The following is a 16766-nucleotide window of genomic DNA, read 5'->3' as shown; positions in this document are numbered from 1 at the left end:
CTCGACCACATGACCCCGATCGCCTACGAGCAGAGATCAGTTACGCTGGCCGTCGCTGCATAGCACCCGGTGTCCACATTCCCGGGGGAAGCCCCAGCAGCAGGGGGTGGGTTCGGGACGGGTCCAGTTGGTAGGCGCCGCAGAGCACCATGGTGGCCGGACCGCCCTGACCGAGCCGGTCGACGCTGCCCGATGTGTAGGGCCCGGGCAGCTGGGGGTCGTCAGGGGTGCAGGCAGGGGCCGTGACCGCGGTATCGGGACTGTCGGCCAGCGTGTGCCCGGTGCCGTGCGGTAGGAACAGCACATCGCCCCTACCCAGTTCGACCGGCGCCGCGTGTGGCGACAGGAGCCAGCAGCGGCCCTCCAGGATCACCTGGAAGCCTGCCGATCCCGGTACGGACGCGAACTGCTGCCTCCACGGGGCGTGCCATCGCACGTATGCCGACCGGGGCCGGCCGGTCCGTGCCACCGTGATCACATCGCTGAGCACATCCATAGGGCGAGCGTATGCGCGAGACGAACGCACATGAACAGGGCACCCTGGCGCATGGATCGTCTCTGCGGGCGGCCGTAGGTTCACGGCATGAAGATGAAGACCGCGCGTATCCACGCGTTCGGCGATGCGTCCGTGATCAGCTGCGACGATGTTCCGCGGCCTCGACCCGACTCCGGGGAAGTGCTCGTCCGCGTCGCGGCGACTTCGTTCAATCCCACCGAGGCCGCGTTGCGCGCCGGGCTGCTGCAGGCGTTCCTGCCCGTGGATCTCCCCTACACACTGGGCTGGGACGTCGCCGGCACAGTTGCCGAGATCGGCCCGGGGACCGAGGGGTTCGCCGTCGGCGACCGAGTCGTCGGGCGGCTGGAGGGTGCCGGCGCGGCCGCCGAATACGTTCGGGCACCGGGTGCACTGCTGGTCCCGGCGCCGACGTCCGTTCCTCTCACCCACGCCGCGGCCCTGCCCGTGGCCGGCCTGACAGCCTGGCAAGCGGTGTTCGAGCACGGGAAGGTGACCGCCGGCCGGCGGGTGCTGGTCAACGGTGCCGGCGGAGGGGTCGGCGGATTCGTGACACAGCTCGCCAAGCACGCCGGAGCCGAGGTGATTGCCACGGCCAGCGCCCGCAGCGACCGGGTAGTGCGGCGACAAGGGGCGGACCACGTGATCGACTACGCGGCCGGGCCGGTCGCCGCCGCGCTCGACGGCCCGGTGGACACCCTGCTCAACCTCGTTCCGCTGAACCCGCACGATGCCGCTGCTCTGGCATCGGCGGTGCGGCCGGGCGGGCAGATCGTCTCGATCGCAACCCCCATCGAACCGCTTGCCGACGCCGGGGTGAGGGCGATGCACATGGTCGCCCGCAACGATGTGGTGCATCTGGCAGCGCTCGTGGACCTCGTCGACGCGGGTGAGGTCACCCTCGACATCAGCGCCTCATACCCGCTGGCCGACCTCGCGGACGTCCACCGCCTCAGTGAAGCCGGCCGCATCCGCGGCAAGGTCGTCATCATCCCCTGAGACCGGGGGGCCGAACCCACAACCTGCTGGGCACATTCACGTGTACGCGGCTGAGCACGTTGGCGAGTACGCCGACAGCTGCCATATGAGTGGGGCTCCGGCCGATGGCCAGAGCCCCACTCACACGCTTTCAGAGAGTCACCGGTCACTTCATCTCACGGGCTGAAGGATCCCATCGGGATCAGCGAGCGCCGCCTCGGCAAACTCCTCGAAATCCATGTTCGCGATCGACAGATTCGCGTGCACGTCATGCACAGCGGCCGGAGTAGTGCGGAACTCGCGGGCCGGCGGAGAGTCGATGAGCTCCCGGTAGTACATCGGGTCGAGATCCTCGTCCTCGTGGAAGAGGTTGAGAGCGAGAAGGGCGTGGTGCGGGGATTGCATCGTGGCGCCGTCGGCGACGAAGACCACGCTGACCTCCTCGTCCCGCCTCACCGCAGTGAGGACTGCGTCAGGCGTCGCCCCAGCCCAGACCGGGTCGTCGACCAGGTGGACGTCGGCCTGGTACTCGCCATTGGTCCCCCATGGCTGAGAAACCTCGGCCACCACCGCCCGCCATCCCGCCTCGTCCTCGTAGTCGGTTCTGATGATCAGAGCAGCGAATTCATCGCGTCCGACGATCTCCGGCAACACGTGCGCGTTTCTCCCTCCCTCGACCCCTGTGGTCAGGGGCCTGACTGTTTCACGGGGCGCTGACACCGTCCTCGCCCACCCCTACAGACAGACGCGTCGCACCTGGTCCGACGACGGAGTTCCACTCGGCCAGCCCATCACTCCTGCGAGGGATAGCGCAACACCTGTTGCAACCGATAGCGTCGCCAGCACTGCTGCTGAGCTGCGTCGATTCACCTCGAGACCTCATGCAACGCGGAACTGCCCCAGAGAAGGACGCAGTCGACGTTGAGGCGTTCGTATTCGGCGAACAGGGTGGGGAAGTTCGCTTCGATGCAGATGGCCAGGCCGAAGCGGACGCCGTCCACGTCGAACACCGTCGGTTCGGGCCTGCCGGGGGTGTAGAGGTAGGAGAGCTCGGTGTTCGACAGGAACCGTTTGTCGTAGCGGGCGACCAGGTCTCCGTGGTCGGAGACGACGTAGAGGCTGTTGTGCGGACGGCGGGGCGGTGTGAGTGGGTGGAGTGATCCGAAGACCGTCCACAGGCCCAGCTCCCCGGCCAGCGCCGCGATCCGCTGCGCCTCCTCGCGCAGGACGTCCCACGCGGCGCCGGTCCAGTCTGCCGGCGCCCCGGTCCCGTCGGGGCCGGTCGCCACCACGCGCTTGTGCGGGTAGACGAGAGCGCCCTCCGGAAACTGCACGAGCCGCGCCCCCGCCCCTGCGGCCTGGCGCATCAGCGCCCGGACCTCCTCACCCGCCGCCCGAATCGCCATCCGGTCCCCCGGATCCTCCGGCACCGTGCTCTGCGCCACCGCCAACCGCAACGTCTGGACCATCGCGCGACCGTACCGGCGCGCGCCGGTCCCCCACCCGGCCCGCGCCGGGAACGTCACCCTCACGTGTCCCTGACCGCGGCAGGTTGAACCGCGCCCGGTGAGCGGGGCCGGGGCGGACGTTCTCACCGGCCGCTGACCTGCACCAACACCCGAAACTCACCCGGCAGCGCCCGAAACTCACCGGCGGGTGGCCGCCCAGGCAGGCAAACTCACCACCACCCCGGGGCGAAACTCACCAGCCCGCCAGTCAAACTCCCCAGTGCAGGTCACAGCGGCCAAGCCAGGTGCAACACGGACTGCAACGCACTCCTCCCGGCCCGGATCGCCAGGAGTTTCCGCAGGTCAGCTGTGCAACGCGGCGGCCAGGCAAGCTGGCACGTTGCGGCCTGTCACACCTCGTGTTGCGGCTACGGCCGCCGGCCGGAGCGGCGCCACCAGGAGCCGGCGTTCTTCGCCCTGGCCGCCTCAGCCGCGGCTTCGGCCTCGGCAGCAGCCCGCTCGGCCCGCTTCCGGTCGGACTCCTCCTGCTGGCAGGCCGTGCACACCCGCTCGCCCCAGCGCGCCCGGCCCCACTCCGCATCGGTGAGCTTCGCCTCGCAGCCGGTGCGGGCCGGGCGGGCCGCCTCCCGCTCGGCCTGCTCGCGGGCACGGCGGGCAGCGGCGGCGGCCTTCTGCTCGACCGCGAGGAGCCGGTCGCCGTCCGGGTTGTCCAGCGCGGCGGTGAGGGTGTGCCAGCCGTCCCGGCCGAAGCGCCGCCACACCGGAGCGTCGGCGCCGTGGGCATCGAGCAGCTGCAGCGTGGTGGCGACCACGGGCAGCGCCAGGTGGTAGTTGCCGGCCGTCACCCCGGCGAAGGGATACGGGCGCGGGCTCCAGTAGGCGCCGGAGCCGTCCTCCACCGCGTCGAGGCGGCGCAGCAGCCGCTGGTGGTCGCGCTCGGCCTTCGCGGCCTGCTGCTCGGGGGTGAGGGGCTTGGCGCCGGGCTGGTCGCGTTTGCGGCCGGGGGTGAGGACGAGGGCGACGGGCGGGTAGCCCTCGTGGCCGGTCGGCGGGTAGACGGTGCGCCAGTGCCGGTGGTCGTGGACGGCGGCCCCGTCGTGCCGCGCCGCCTTCGCCCGGATCTTGTCGGCGCCCTTGGCGAGGAGCTCGCACCAGGCGGTGTAGGAGGCGAGCTTCTCCACGAGCTGGCCGACCGTCTCGTTGTCGCGGTCGACCTCGACCAGGAGCACCGGCACGCTCGCGCCGGGGTCGCACAGCACGAGGTCGGCGTAGCGGGCCCGGCGGCCGGGCACCGGGTGGCGGGCCTCGGTGGTGAGGGTGAGCGGCGAGCCGTGGCTGGCGCGGGTGAGGTGTCCGGCCACGGCGGTGACGTCCAGGGCGTGCTCGTCGTAGCCGGCGCTCTCCCCCTCCCGGACGGTGGACAGCTTCGTGCCCGGCGGCAGAAAGCCGGCGGCCTCCTTGTGGCCGGCCCTGGTGAGGCACCAGAGCTTGCGGCCCCTCGCCCAGCCGTCCGGGCGCGCCTTGCCCGCGTCCTGAAGGTCGAGCAGCGCGTCGCGGGTCGCCTTGTCGCAGGCCTGGCCGGGCAGCGCCAGATGCCAGAGCTCACGGCCGGTGGCGCGCTGAAACAAGGCGAGCGCCACCATGACATTCCTCCGGGCCGGACCCGTCGCACGCTGCTTACGCCTCCGGCTTCCAGGAGCAGCGGTAGAAGGGTTGTCGCCACGGCCGCGGCCCCTTGTCCGGGGCTGCTGGCCTGCGGAAACGGGCCCGCCCGTGGGCGGGGCGGTGGAGGTGCGGGCGGAGGTGCCGGTGGAGGTGGCGCGGGGCTCCTTGTCCCGGCCGGGCAAGGCCTCGCCCTGGTGGGGCGGGTGAGGGCCGGCGGCCCGGTCGTCGTCGCCGAGGTCGGGTGCCGGGAGGGTGGTGGCGGTCATCAAGGTGGCCTTCCGTCAGCAGGAGGCCGGTGCGGGCGCGGTGGCCGGCCCCGGCACCCGGGCGGGGTGCCCGGACGCGGCCGACCTTGCACGGCACCCCCTTGTCCGCGGTCTGACCGCACCCCCTTGTCCCACCCCTTGACCAGCACGTTGTCCCGCCCGGAATGCCCCGGTCAGGCCCCTTGCCCTCCCGGTTTGTCCGTGACCGGGATCACGGCCGCCGGACCGTCAGAGGTTCTGCAGATAGGCGGTGTGGACGGTGAAAGCGGCCTGCTCCGGGGTGTCGTGGAGCATCGCCTCCTGGGTGTGGACGTCGCCGATGAAGTAGCCCTCGTACACCGCCACCCACCGGTCGCCGATGCCGGCCAGGCCCCGCTCGACCCAGCCAACCTGATGACCCTCGCCCGTCACGAGGTACACGTCGGGGTTGACCGTCCAGCCGGCCAACGCCCACCAGTCACCGAACCGCCCCGCATCGAGAGCGACGCGCACGTCACTCGGGGGCAGGCGGCGGTGCATCGGGTCGGCCGGGACCGGGACCTCAGCGGGCGGCTTCGGCGCGGCCGGGGTGGGCGCAGCGGGTGCGGGCCGGGGTGCGGTCTGCTGCTGGGCGAGGCGCTGGTCGACGAGTTCGCTCAGCCAATCGCCGCCGGGCGGGGTTTCGGCCCGGGGCGCAACGAACGCCATGGCGGCGGGCCCCGCATTGGGCCCCGTTTCTCCCCGGGGAGGAACCGGCGCCGCAACGGCCTGCGGCCGGTCCAAGGCAGGGCCGGTCGGCGGGGGAGTTTCGCCCCGGGGCGCAACGGGCGCGGGCCGGTCCTCGAGGACGGGGCCGCCGGTCGCCGGAGCCGGTACGGGCGCAGCCGCCAGCACCGGCCCGCCCGTGGCCGGGGAGCCGCCGAACAAAGCCGCCGTTTCACCCCGGGGCGAAACGAGGGACTCCGGGGCGGTCTGGTCGAGGCCGGCGGTCTGGGTGGGGTGAGCGGCGAGCATCCGCTCGGCGAGCTCGCGGTGGCGCACGGCCAGGCCGTCGACGTCCTTCTCGGTCCAGCCGCGGGCGCGGCCGGCGCCGTGATGGAGGGTGCGGCTGCAGTCGTGGCCGGACCAGCGCAGCCACATCGAGCCGCGCACCAGCGGGGAGTCAAGGGCCGGGCGGCCCCGGTCCCCTGCCGGCCTGCGGAGTCTGTTGCCGAACGGGTGCGATGCAACCCTCACGGGTCGAATTCCGCCATCCCGCTGAGCCCGCCCTTGTGATCGCCGTACATTCGCTGACACAAACGGAAGTTGAAGGAGCACTTGTGGACGGACACACGTTCGGCTCGGACAGCAGTGTGGGATCGACGCGGGCCCTCGTGGAGGCACGACTGCCGGCCGTACGGGAACAGCGGCGCCGGCTTGAGGAGCAGCTGGCGGCCCTCATCGCCCAGGAGAACGCGATGGTGGCCGTGCTGGAGGGCTTGGATGTTCTGGCCCAGGCTCCGCTCAGGGAGCGGGACCAGGTGCAGGGCACCGCGCGGGTAGGCGTCGCGGACGAGATGTCTGCCGCCCAAGCGCGGTCGGCGCAGGAGCCCTCCGAGTCCCCCGTCGCCGAGTCCGACTCCGCTGGAGAGGCGGCTGCGGGCCGGAACGCTGGCCCGCGCAAGGCCGTCTCCAAGAAGGCAGCGGCGAAGAAGGCGACCACACGGAAGGCGGCCGCCCCCACGAAGCGAGCGGCCGCGAAGGCTCCCGCGGGCAAGGCGCCGGCGGCGGACGCCCGGGAACAGGATGCAACGCCCGCGCCGACCCCAGCCCCGGCTGTGAGGAAGACTGCCCGCGGCGCCTCCAAGACCACGGGCACGACGGCCGCCCGAGGAAAGGCGGCGCCCGCCAAAGCCCCAGGAGGTGCAGGCAGCCGGACGACGCCCGCGCGCACGGCGGCGGGCCGTCGGCGGCTGACCGACGCCGAGAGCGTGCTGGCCGTCCTCGGACAGGCCAAGGGCCCGCTGCGGGCCAGGGAGGTAACCGTCCTGCTCGGACTCGACGACCAGAACGGAGCACTCAACGCGGTACGCACGATGCTCGAACGCCTCGCCAAGACCGGACGGGCGCAGCGCACGGGCCGCGGCTTGTACGACGCGGTGGCCGGCTGACGGCCGTCACCCCTGTCGGACCTGGCCGATTCGGGTGGTGCCGATGGGTACCTCGGTACCACCCCGGCCCGTTGAGGGGATTCGAGCGGACGCTCCAGTTCCTTACGGCTGGTCGGCCCGTTGCTGCGGTTCGGGCGGTTTTGGCCCGGGTCTTGCGCCGGGACCACGCTCAGCCGGACGTCTGGTGAAGAGGGGCCATGGCCTGCTGGTGGGCCTGCCTGATCGTGAACGGGAAGCTCGATCCCCTGACGGGCGCCGATCTGAGGGGGTGGCGGGGCCGATCCGCTGCGCCGGGCCGGGCGGGTGGTAGGGCCCGGCGCCGTGAGGGTGCCGTGCTGGGCGGCGAAAGCAGCCGGACGGCGCGGTCCACCCCGGGGTCCTTCCAGAACAGGGGTCTCTCATCGCCCGTCGGCACTCGGCCGAGGAGGGTCCGGCCTCTCAGTCGCTTGAGTCGCTCATGCCTGCGGCCCAGTCATCCACGGTGGAAGTCACCTGGTCTTGCCGAGAAGGGCAGGACATCCACCGGGAAAGACCGCAACTGCGAAGCCAAGAAGGCCAGTTCACAACACAAATCCGAAATTCGCGACGCAGGCCGAGGCACTTCGAACGGGCGACTGCCGGATAGTTGGTCGATTCGCACGTGAGTGCTCGATCTCTTGTCCCGCGGAGGTGCCGCTGGAAAGATCTCGGCCAGCGTCGGCTACGAGCGGAGGACCCGCATGACCAGTCGGGATGCACTCGATGCCTACAGCGAGGCCCTCGCCGCCGGGGCCCGGTTCCTCATGCTCCACGACAAGACGCGGGAGCGTCCGGAGGAGGGCTGCGACCCGGTCGCCGAGCTTGACCGCCTGGCGCCCGTTTACACGGAGCTGCGCCACCTGCACGTGGCGGCGATGAAGTACGCCGAGGCCGTCTCGCCGGAGGCGTGGCGCGGAATCAACACCCTGGAGTGTGTGCGAGAGACCGAGGAGAGCGTGTACGCCTTCGCGACGAAGGTGATCGAGCCGCTGGCGGCAGCTGGTGCTCTCACAGCGTTCAACGGGCTGCTCCGAACCCGGCAGGCCACGAGCCGGTAGCTCCATCGCTCCTCCACGACCCCGAGGCTGGATAGGCCGGTTGTTCGGCGGCCGTCGTGCGCGCGCTGGACACGGGGCGCCGCCCGTGCGGCCCGTCGGCGAGGACCCCCGGGCGTGGGCGCGCCCCGCGGAGCTGGTGGACCTGTCCGGCCTGCCCCCGCGGGTGGCCCAGGAGATGGTCGAGGTCGCGGCGGCGATCGACGCGGCCGACCGGGCGCGCCAGGAGGGCGACCGGGCGGAGGCCGAACGGCTGCTGCGCGGCGCGGTTACTTCGGAGATCGACCCCTACCGCCAGCTGGCCGAGGAGCGGCTTGGCGGGCTGCTGTCCGAGGACGGCCGGACGGAGGAGGCCGTCGCCCTGTGGCTGCGCGCCGTCGAGGGGCCGGACCCCGCGTTGCGCCAGGCTGTCACCGTCCTGCTGGGCTACTACGCCTTCACCGACGCCGGGTTCCTGGTGAACGCCGACCCGGCGACCGCGCTGGCCCTGCTGCCCCACGCTGGCAGCGGGTTCGGGCGGGTGGGCGCCGCGGTGTACGAGGCCTCGGCCCATCGCCGCCTGGGGTCCGGGCCCGCGGTGCGCCGCCGGTTGCTGGCGCTGGACGCCGTCCGGTACGGGGACGGCGAGCTGGCCGCGCGGATCGAGGCCGTCCCGGTGCCGGACGAGGAGGGCTTCCCGCGCCGGCGCGCCGAGTGGGCCAGCGGCGCCCAACTGGGCGGCTGCCGCTGGAGCGTGGCCGGACACCCGGGGGCGGTGTCGGCGCTCGCCGTCGCCCCGGTGGCGGTGGGCGGCCGGGCGGTCGCCGTCTCCGGCGGGAACGAGGGCACCGTACGGCTGTGGGACCTGGCCACCGGGGAGCCGGTCGGCGAGCCGATGGCCGGCCACACCGGGCCGGTCCACGCCGTGGCGGCGGCCGAGCTGGACGGCCGGGCGGTGGCGGTGTCGGCCGGCACCGACGGGACCGTACGGGTCTGGGACCTGACGACGCGCCGGCCGCTGCACCCGCCGCTGACCGGGCACACCGACTGGGTGACGGCGGTGGCCACGGCGACCGTGCAGGGCCGCCCGGTGGCCGTCACCGGCGGCGACGACCAGAGCGTGCGGGTGTGGGACCTGGCCACCGGAAAGCCGGTCGGCAAGTCTCTGCGCGCGGGGGCGGGCTCCGGGGCGGACCGGGGCCGGCTGGCGACAATGACCACGACGGTGCTCGACCGCCGGCCCGTGGCGCTGACCGCCGACTTCGCGGGGGCCGTCCGGGTGTGGGACCTCGCGAAGGGCCGTCAGCTGCGGCAGCCGATCGCCACCGGGGCCCGCTCGGTGCAGGCGCTGGCCGCACTGGCGGTCGACGGCCGCCCGGCCGTGGCCGTCGGCGGGTCGGCCGGCACGACCACCCTGTGGGACCTGGCGACGGGCCGCCGACTGGGCGAGCGCCTGGTCGCCCGGCGCGACTGGCCGCAGACGGTGGCGGCGGTGCACACCGGGGCCGGGGCGGCGGTGGTCACCGCCGACGAGTCCGGCATGGCGCGACTGTGGGACCCGGCCGCCGGGCGGCAGCTCGCCCAGGCCTTCGCCGGGCCCCACGGCGGGGCCCAGTCCCTGGCCGCGACCGTGGTGGACGGGCGGCCGGTGGTGCTCGTCGGCACCTCCGACGGCCGGGTGCACCGCTGGGACCCGGACGTCAAGGGCCGGTCCGTGGGCGACCCGCTGCCCGGGCACGGCGACGACGTGAGCGCCGTGGCGGTGATCGAGGTCGACGGCACCGCGCTGGTGCTCAGCACCGCCCGGGACGGCTCGGCGCGCCTGTGGGACCTGGCCACCGGCGCCGCGGCGGGCACCCCCTTCGACGACCTCCGGGAGCCGGTGGAGGCGCTGACGACGGCGGTGGTCGAGGGCCGGCCGGTGGTGGTCACCGTCGAGCCGCTGCGCAAGGAGGCCCGGCGCTGGCACCCGGCCGACGGCAGCCGGGCGGGCGCGCCGCTGCTCCACGACAGCAGCGTGGGCGCCGTGGCGACGGCGGTGCTGGACGGCCGGGCGCTCGCCGTCACCGGGGACACGGCCGGCCTCGTCCGGATCTGGGACCTCGCCACCGGGGAGGTCCTTCACGGGCCGCTGGCCGGGCATCAGGAGGGCGTGACCGCGGTGGCCACGGCGGTGGTCGACGGCCGCCCGGTCGCCGTCACCGCGGACGAGGAGACGGTGCGGGTGTGGGACCTCGCCTCCGGCACCCCGGTCGGCGAGCCGATCGCGCTCCCGGACGCCGCGCCTTCCCGCGACGCGGAGGATGCGGACGAGGACGACGAGTACGACGATCCGTACGGCCCGGAGGTCACGGCAATGGCCACGGCGGTGGTCGACGGCCGCCCGGTGGTGGCGGTGGGCCGCGAGGACGGCCTGGTGCTCGTCTGGGACCTGACCACCCGTGCCCCGGTCGGCGCGCCCCTGCGCGTCGCCGACGACAGCCTCGACGCGATGACCGTCGCCCCGGTCGCCGGCCGCGCGGCCCTGGTCACCGGCGACCGCGACGGCACCGTCCGGACCTGGGACCTGGCCGCCCTCACCCCGATCGGCCCCGACCTGGTGCTGCCACTGCCGGTCGGCGCCCTGGCCGCCGCCCCGCAGGGCCGGCTGGTGGTCGGCTTCGGCTGGGAGATCGCGGTCTTCCGGCTCGTGGAGGCCGCCGACGCGTCCGCGGGAGCCCCGGCGGACGCCTGAGCCCGAGGGCACCGGAACGAGGCCGAGGCGTGCGTACGAGGTGCACCGGCTTCCTCGCCGGTGCTCCGGGTCCCCCGGTATCCGAGTTTCCTGGGAAACCCGCGGACCCCCGCGCCCGCCGCCCGCCGCCGGGAGCCGGTGGCGGTGCCGTCGGCGCACGATGCCTTGCCCATGGGTGCACGCGGTGGACGGCCGGCCGCTCATCGCGGTTCGGCGATGAGCAGCGGGCCACGCGGGCGGGCGGTGGCGGCGGTGGCGCTCTCCCGGAGAGGGGTGGCCGTGGCCAGCCTGAGGCGCAGGCGGGCGAGGACGGCCGCGGTGACGACGAGCATCTCGGTCCAGGCGAAGGACTCGCCGACGCACTTGTGCCGGCCCGCGCCGAATGGGATGAACAGCCTTGGGCGAGCGAGGTTCCCGGGACGGCGCCAGCGCTCGGGATCGAACCGCAAGGGGTCGGGGTAGAGCTTCGGGGACCGGTGCAGCGCGGTCGGGCTGAAGAGGGTCTCCGCCCCCGGGGGCAGGAGGACACCGTCGTACTGGAGCGGTGCCACCGCCCGGCGCATCAAGATCCAGTTGGGGGTGTGGAGGCGGAGGGTCTCGCTGATCGCGTGCCCCGTCCGTTCCAGGCGCGGCAGGTCGCCCGGGAACACGGCGCCGTCGGCGGCGACGGCGCGCACCTCCTCGCTCAGCTCGTCCTGGAGGTCCTGGTGCCGGGCGAGTTCGTGGAAGAGCCAGGCGAGCGTGGTGGCGGTCGTCTCGGTGCCCGCCAGGAGCAGCGAGACCGCCTCGTCCCGTACCTGGGCCGGCGCCATGGCGAGGCCGGTCTCCTCGTCGCGGGCGGTCAGCAGCAGGGACAGAAGCGTGTCGTCCGGGTCCTGGCCCTGGTGTCGGGCGGCGGCCTGGGCGACGATCTCGTCCACGACGGTGCGCAGGTCCCGGACCGCCGCGTCGAAGCGCCGGTTGGCCGGTACCGGCAGCTTCTCCAGCAGCGGCGACGGGTAGAGCGCCCGCTGAACGAATCCGGTGAGGACCACGGGCACGGCCCGGTCGATCCGGGCCTTCTGGGCGAGGCTCGGGCGGGTGGCGAACAGGGCCTCGAGCACGATGTCCCGGGCGAGTTCGTACATGCGCGGCTCGATCGGCGCCGGCCGCCCGGGCTCCCAGCGGGCCACCGCCGCCGCGGCCAGCCGCGCGGCCAGCGCGGCGTACCGGTGGATGCTGTCGCGGTGGAAGGCCGGTTGGACCAGCCGCCGCTGGCGGAGGTGGAACGCGCCTTCCGAGGTGAACAGCCCGTTGCCCAGCAGGCCGCGGGCCTTGTCGAAGACGAAGCCCTTCTCAGTCTTCGCGGCGTCCTCGACGAGCAGCCGGTGGACCAGCTCGGGGTCGGTGAGCACGTGAACCGGCCTGTGCCACAGGTGGATCCGCACCACCGGGCCGTGGTCGGCCAGCGACTGGAGGAAGGGTACGGGGCGGGTCAGCAGTGGGAGGAGGTGTCCGAGCAGCGGCAGGCGGCCCGGCGCGCACGGCGCGGTGCCGGGCGGGGTGTCGTCCTCGCGCATCAGTGCCTCGCCTCGGGGGCCGTCGGCACATCGAACCGCGAGGTGCCGCGGGACCAGTCGATGTGCCCGCGCAGCCACAGCCCGAGGCTCCGGGCGTACGCGGAGGCCGCGTCGCTGCCGTTCGCGTGGACGGTTCGGCTCAGTTCGACGAAGGCCCGCATCTTGGCGTCGCGCATGGCGCCGGCCGCCTGTCGGGCCTCGGCCGGGGTGCAGCGGTGGTGGCGGGCCAGGACCTCGACCAGGTAGTGGCGGCCCTGGCCGCCGGCCGCCTCCTTGGCGTGGGAGTACAGGTCGTTGTCCCAGCTCACCAGGTTCGCGGTGAGGTCCCTGAGCCTGCGCAGCGTGGGGCCGTCCGCCTCCGCAGCGGGGAGTTCGTAGCCTGCCGCGATGTCGATCAGGGCGAGGCAGGTGTACGTCGCCCCGGCGTGTCGGCGCATGGCCACGTACTCGGACAGGCCCGGTACCGCGCCCGCCTCGCGGTTGGCGGCCTCCCACACCTGTGCGGAGAGATAGTCGCGGACCGTGCACTCCCACCGGAACAGCTGTGACGGCGAGGCCTGTGCGGCGACCCGGTTGCGGATCTCCCGCAGGGCCGTCGTGTAGGCGCCGACCGGTCCGGACACCTCGCCGCCGGGCGGCTCGGGGTCGATCGCGCGGGCGAGCAGGGCGGTCGTGCGGGCCAACGGCCCGGGGCGGGAGCCGCGTTCACGGTCCTCGCAGTACCCGTCGTCGAAGGCGAAGAGCCACACGTACCAGTCGGACAGCAGGCGCAGCATCTCGGCGGAGACCTCGGGATTGGTCCGTGCGGCCAGGTGGCCGCTGCGCTGGCGCCCGATCCGGGCCGACTGCCGGAGCTGCCCGTCCAGCAGCCCGTGGCGTGCCAGCCAGGCCAGGCTCTGCTGGTCGGCCTGCTCGGCGTGGGGGTTGGTCAGGGAGGGGAAGGGGCACCACAGGTCGTCCGGGGTGCTGGATGGTTGCCCGCCGGGGAGATCGGTCATCGCTCTGCCGGCCTTCGTCTGGTTGGGGTCGCGGTCGGCTTCCGTGCCCCACCACGGTCGCGTGGGGTCGCCCGGCCTGCGTGGGAGGCCGAAACTAGTCCGGATCGGGGCAGGGCGATGTACTGCGCGCGCACCCGTGGTTGCCTCCCGGCGCACCGTCGGCCGCCTCACCTCACCCCGCCCGGCCGGTCCACGAGCGCACCGGCCGGGCGCCTGATTCCGCGCCAGGAGGCGACGGTGCCCGCCCCTCCTGTCGGTGCAAGCTCCAGCTGAAAGCTGCCCTACTCGGGCGCTCCAGGGGCGGGCAGACGAGCAAGATCCATGGCGCCGGCGACCGGAAGTGCCGACCGCTGGTGTTCATTCTGGCTGGAGCAGTCACGGTGGGTCCGTCGTCACGCGTGGTCGAGGCAGTGCCGACCGCGCGGCGGCCTCACGATCCTCAGGCGATCGACCCGGCGGCTGCCGACTCTCGGAATTCGACGACAGCTTCGCCGTTGGTTCGCGCCCACTCGGTCAGCATCACGATCGGCTCTTGGAGCGTCTGGCCGAGCGCGGTCAGACTGTACTCGACCCGCGGAGGCGCTTCGGCGTACACATGCCGGTCGATCAGGCCGTTACTCTGCAAGCGGCGAAGGGTCTGAGTCAGCACCTTGCGCGAAATTCCACCGGACAGCGCAACGAGCTCGCTGTGTCGCTTGGGTCCGTCGGTGAGCGCGAACAAGGTGACGACGGACCACTTGTTGGCGATGATCTCGATCGCCAGCCGTGCGGGGCAGTCGGCGAGGAACACCGTGCCTGCTCTCAGGCCCCCTGCCGTGCTCGCCGTGTTAGCCGCGGTCATGCTCACGAACCGAAGGTTACCATTTGGTACCTATCGGGTCCCTAGCGTCGATGTCATGGAACTGCATTCCGTAAAGGGACCCATGCCCCCCACAGCGCTCGACCGCCAGCTCATCGCCGTCAAGCCCATCACTGTCCCCACCACCGACCGCGGCGTCGACCTGCAGGTCAAAGTCACCGCGCCAGCCGACGGGAGGAACCTGCCCGTCATCGTCTTCTCCCACGGCAACGCCTGGTCGATGGACGGCTACGAGCCCCTCGTGGACCGCTGGACGGCGGCCGGGTTCGTCGTGGTTCAACCCACCCATCTGGACTCCCGCCGCAACGGCATCGGCTTCAAGGATCCCCGCTTCGCCACCATCTGGCGGGTGCGCATCGCCGATCTGCACGCGGTCTTGGACGGCCTCGGCGACATCCTCGACCAGTTCAGCGGCCTGTCGACACGCGTCGACCGCGAACGCGTCGCCGTTGTCGGGCACTCCTGGGGAGCACAGACCGCCGGAGCCCTGCTGGGTGCCCGGGTCTTCGACGCCGAGGGGAACCCGGGCGAGGGCTTCTCCCACCCCGTCGTCAAGGCCGGCGCACTCGTGGCGGCGACCGGTACCGGCGACACCCTGACTCCCTTCGCACTCAAGTACCTCCCGTTCGCGCGCCCGGACTTCTCCACCATGACCACCCCCGCCCTGGTCATCGCCGGCGGAAAGGACCAGTCCGCCATGTCCACCCGCGGACCGGACTGGTTCACCGACGCCTACCACCTCAGTCCTGCCCCGAAGCGACTGCTTACCATCGCCGAGGCCGAGCACCTCTTCGGCGGAATTTCCGGCGAGGCCGTCAAGGACACCACCGACGAGAACCCCGCCCGTGTCGTCCTGGTCGCGGACGCCGTCTCCGCCTTCCTGCTCGATGTGCTCAGCGCCGACGGAACCCGCTGGCAGGCCCTGCAGGACCAGGTCGGCGCCAGCTCCGGCGCCTTGACCGTCGAGAGCAAGTAAGTGCTCCGCGGCCGGGCTCAGCAACCCGGGCATCGAGCCTGGCCACGGATTCGTCTCCCCATCGACAAGCAGCCCCACCGTTCTCCCGCAGATCCCGTCAGCGGCGCTGACCAGCGGCGATCAAGCTTCGCTGGCGCAAACCTGCATCGGTCAATGTTCAGTGACAACCGGTCAAGGTTCGGTGGCACGAGACAGCGGTCAGCGGGGCGCAGCCGAGGCCGGCGGACCGGCGCAGCCCGCTGCAACACGAAGTGCAACACACCCACCCACCCCCGCCCACGGCCACATAACACCAGGTCAGACCAGCAACACAGCCCCGTGTCGCACCCCAGCGCAACACCGCGTTGCACCCCGCGTTGCACCCCGCACCCACCACCAGCCCACCGGCCGCCCCTCCCCGAACACCACCACCAAGACAAGGCCGGCCCGACAGCAGCCCGGACAGGCCCAGCACCAGCGCCCCGCGCGGGCCCAGGACGGCGGCCCCGGACGGCGACCAGGACAGCCCACACCCGACGGCCGGCGGCACCGGCGGCGGCCAACACCCGAACAGCGCCCGCGGCCCCCACCCAGCACCCTGTCGCACCCACCTGTCGCGCCCCCACCACACACACGGGTTGAGGAGTATCCGCCCACGTCACACGGTGCGACAGCACCCCACGCGACAGCAGGGCGCGACAGGCAACGCGACAGCACCCACCAGCCACCCAGAACGACACCAGAACGTCCTCCTGGACGGCACCCACGGCCACCACCACAGCCTCCAGAGGGGCCTGACGACCACCCAGCCCCCTCCCCCAGCCGACCGGGGCGCCAGCGCAGCGAGGCGAGGCTCAGCAGCCCTTGCCGCCCACGACCGAGCGCGGCAGGCTCGGACGACGGCGCAGCACCGACGACCCCGAGCGAGCCCGGGACAGCCGGCGCCTGGTGGTCGGCGGCCCGCATCCGAGGCCTCCCTTGCGGCCCGGGGAGACTGCCAGGCACCGGTGCCTGGTCCGGCGAGGCGGATCCTGGCGTCGACTCCCCCGGTCGCACACCACCCCACAGGTCAGGAGCAGAGCCGCCTATTGGTCCCGTCCGGCTCGACCACGACGGCATCGCACTTTGCATGCCACGCCCCCGAGTACAGGTTCACAAGCACGGGCACGAGAGCGAGAACCAGTACGACAAAGACCAGCAGCACACCGAGCAGCCAAGGCTTCTTCATGCGCCTATGACGGGGACAGTCCCCAGCACGTTCCCGATCGTGGCCCCGGTACGCCACCACACGGCGCAGCCGGGCACCAGCGCGCCGGCGGGTACCGCGGACGTGCCGCCACACAGTGCCGAGCCAGGCCCAGCAGGGCCCGAACGGCGGCCGCAACGACGCCGAGGCGGACGACGACCGGCCGCCCTACAGGCCCCACAGGCCCACAGAACACCCCGCCACCAGGGAAAACCGCACCCCAATGACACAACCCACAACCCCCACAGCCCCGAACAACCGCCGGAACGGCGGCGGCACAGCAGGCCCCGCCCCGAGCGACGGACACGACGCGGGGCCCAGCCCGGACGGCAAGCGCAGGGA

At 73.0% G+C, this 16766-nt stretch carries 13 protein-coding genes; 5 read left to right on the top strand and 8 right to left on the bottom strand.

Annotation, left to right across the window (positions count from 1 at the left end; all coding sequences use genetic code 11):
* Positions 1-40: 40 nt before the first annotated feature.
* The gene (locus ACFVWU_RS35000; protein WP_387628379.1) at positions 41-496 is read right to left on the bottom strand and encodes a cupin domain-containing protein; all 456 of its coding nucleotides are present in this window, start codon (positions 494-496) and stop codon (positions 41-43) included.
* Positions 497-583: 87 nt separating this feature from the next.
* Here ACFVWU_RS35000 and ACFVWU_RS34995 point away from each other — a divergent pair, with 87 nt between their 5' ends.
* Complete coding sequence (locus ACFVWU_RS34995) at positions 584-1513, top strand: NADP-dependent oxidoreductase (protein ID WP_387628376.1); 930 nt, start codon at positions 584-586, stop codon at positions 1511-1513.
* A gap of 150 nt (positions 1514-1663) precedes the next feature.
* On the opposite strand, the gene ACFVWU_RS34990 is transcribed toward ACFVWU_RS34995, so the two are convergent.
* The 4 genes from ACFVWU_RS34990 to ACFVWU_RS34975 form a co-directional block, all read right to left on the bottom strand.
* Positions 1664-2146: a DUF6924 domain-containing protein gene (locus ACFVWU_RS34990; RefSeq protein ID WP_387628373.1), complete on the bottom strand. Its 483-nt coding sequence runs from the start codon at positions 2144-2146 to the stop codon at positions 1664-1666.
* Between the two features lie 212 nt (positions 2147-2358).
* Positions 2359-2961, bottom strand: a complete 603-nt coding sequence (locus tag ACFVWU_RS34985) for a carbon-nitrogen hydrolase family protein (protein ID WP_387628370.1) — start codon at positions 2959-2961, stop codon at positions 2359-2361.
* Between the two features lie 407 nt (positions 2962-3368).
* Complete coding sequence (locus ACFVWU_RS34980) at positions 3369-4604, bottom strand: hypothetical protein (RefSeq protein WP_387628368.1); 1236 nt, start codon at positions 4602-4604, stop codon at positions 3369-3371.
* A gap of 516 nt (positions 4605-5120) precedes the next feature.
* Positions 5121-6023: a hypothetical protein gene (locus ACFVWU_RS34975; RefSeq protein ID WP_387628366.1), complete on the bottom strand. Its 903-nt coding sequence runs from the start codon at positions 6021-6023 to the stop codon at positions 5121-5123.
* Positions 6024-6190: 167 nt separating this feature from the next.
* On the opposite strand from ACFVWU_RS34975, the gene ACFVWU_RS34970 reads away from it, so the two are divergent.
* The 3 genes from ACFVWU_RS34970 (at position 6191) to ACFVWU_RS34960 (ending at position 10807) form a co-directional block, all read left to right on the top strand.
* Positions 6191-7021, top strand: a complete 831-nt coding sequence (locus ACFVWU_RS34970) for a hypothetical protein (RefSeq protein WP_387628363.1) — start codon at positions 6191-6193, stop codon at positions 7019-7021.
* Between the two features lie 719 nt (positions 7022-7740).
* Positions 7741-8097, top strand: coding sequence for a hypothetical protein (locus tag ACFVWU_RS34965; protein WP_387628361.1), 357 nt, complete (start codon positions 7741-7743; stop codon positions 8095-8097).
* 85 nt (positions 8098-8182) lie between these two features.
* Positions 8183-10807: a WD40 repeat domain-containing protein gene (locus ACFVWU_RS34960; RefSeq protein WP_387628359.1), complete on the top strand. Its 2625-nt coding sequence runs from the start codon at positions 8183-8185 to the stop codon at positions 10805-10807.
* Between the two features lie 200 nt (positions 10808-11007).
* Here the strand turns inward: ACFVWU_RS34960 and ACFVWU_RS34955 are convergent, their stop codons facing one another.
* The 3 genes from ACFVWU_RS34955 to ACFVWU_RS34945 all read right to left on the bottom strand — a co-directional run bounded on the left by ACFVWU_RS34955 (position 11008) and on the right by ACFVWU_RS34945 (position 14205).
* A complete protein-coding gene (locus tag ACFVWU_RS34955) occupies positions 11008-12366 on the bottom strand; it encodes a cytochrome P450 (protein WP_387628356.1) in 1359 nt (452 codons plus the stop codon).
* Entirely contained in the window at positions 12366-13364 is a 999-nt protein-coding gene (locus ACFVWU_RS34950) for a hypothetical protein (RefSeq protein WP_387628354.1), read from the bottom strand. The genes ACFVWU_RS34955 and ACFVWU_RS34950 overlap by 1 nt, the downstream gene beginning before the upstream one ends.
* Positions 13365-13803: 439 nt before the next feature.
* Positions 13804-14205 (bottom strand): winged helix-turn-helix transcriptional regulator, encoded by a 402-nt coding sequence (locus ACFVWU_RS34945; protein ID WP_380615433.1) that lies wholly within the window; start codon positions 14203-14205, stop codon positions 13804-13806.
* Positions 14206-14287: 82 nt separating this feature from the next.
* Here ACFVWU_RS34945 and ACFVWU_RS34940 point away from each other — a divergent pair, with 82 nt between their 5' ends.
* Positions 14288-15199 carry an alpha/beta hydrolase family protein gene (locus ACFVWU_RS34940; RefSeq protein WP_387628352.1) on the top strand — a complete coding sequence of 304 codons (912 nt, stop codon included), beginning with the start codon at positions 14288-14290 and terminating at the stop codon, positions 15197-15199.
* Positions 15200-16766 lie beyond the last annotated feature (1567 nt).

The sequence above is a fragment of the Kitasatospora sp. NPDC058190 genome, from assembly GCF_042883685.1.
Taxonomy (GTDB): Bacteria; Actinomycetota; Actinomycetes; order Streptomycetales; family Streptomycetaceae; genus Kitasatospora.
Note: the sequence above shows the minus strand (reverse complement) of the source record. Positions and strands in the feature narration are given on the sequence as shown.

Excerpts from the sequence above, each read along its gene's own strand:
- ACFVWU_RS34985 (WP_387628370.1), bottom strand. The coding sequence starts at position 2,961 with ATGGTCCAGACGTTGCGGTTGGCGGTGGCGCAGAGCACGGTGCCGGAG.
- ACFVWU_RS34940 (WP_387628352.1), top strand. The coding sequence starts at position 14,288 with ATGCCCCCCACAGCGCTCGACCGCCAGCTCATCGCCGTCAAGCCCATC.
- ACFVWU_RS34965 (WP_387628361.1), top strand. The coding sequence starts at position 7,741 with ATGACCAGTCGGGATGCACTCGATGCCTACAGCGAGGCCCTCGCCGCC.
- ACFVWU_RS34980 (WP_387628368.1), bottom strand. The coding sequence starts at position 4,604 with ATGGTGGCGCTCGCCTTGTTTCAGCGCGCCACCGGCCGTGAGCTCTGG.
- ACFVWU_RS34950 (WP_387628354.1), bottom strand. The coding sequence starts at position 13,364 with ATGACCGATCTCCCCGGCGGGCAACCATCCAGCACCCCGGACGACCTG.
- ACFVWU_RS35000 (WP_387628379.1), bottom strand. The coding sequence starts at position 496 with ATGGATGTGCTCAGCGATGTGATCACGGTGGCACGGACCGGCCGGCCC.
- ACFVWU_RS34945 (WP_380615433.1), bottom strand. The coding sequence starts at position 14,205 with ATGACCGCGGCTAACACGGCGAGCACGGCAGGGGGCCTGAGAGCAGGC.
- ACFVWU_RS34955 (WP_387628356.1), bottom strand. The coding sequence starts at position 12,366 with ATGCGCGAGGACGACACCCCGCCCGGCACCGCGCCGTGCGCGCCGGGC.
- ACFVWU_RS34995 (WP_387628376.1), top strand. The coding sequence starts at position 584 with ATGAAGATGAAGACCGCGCGTATCCACGCGTTCGGCGATGCGTCCGTG.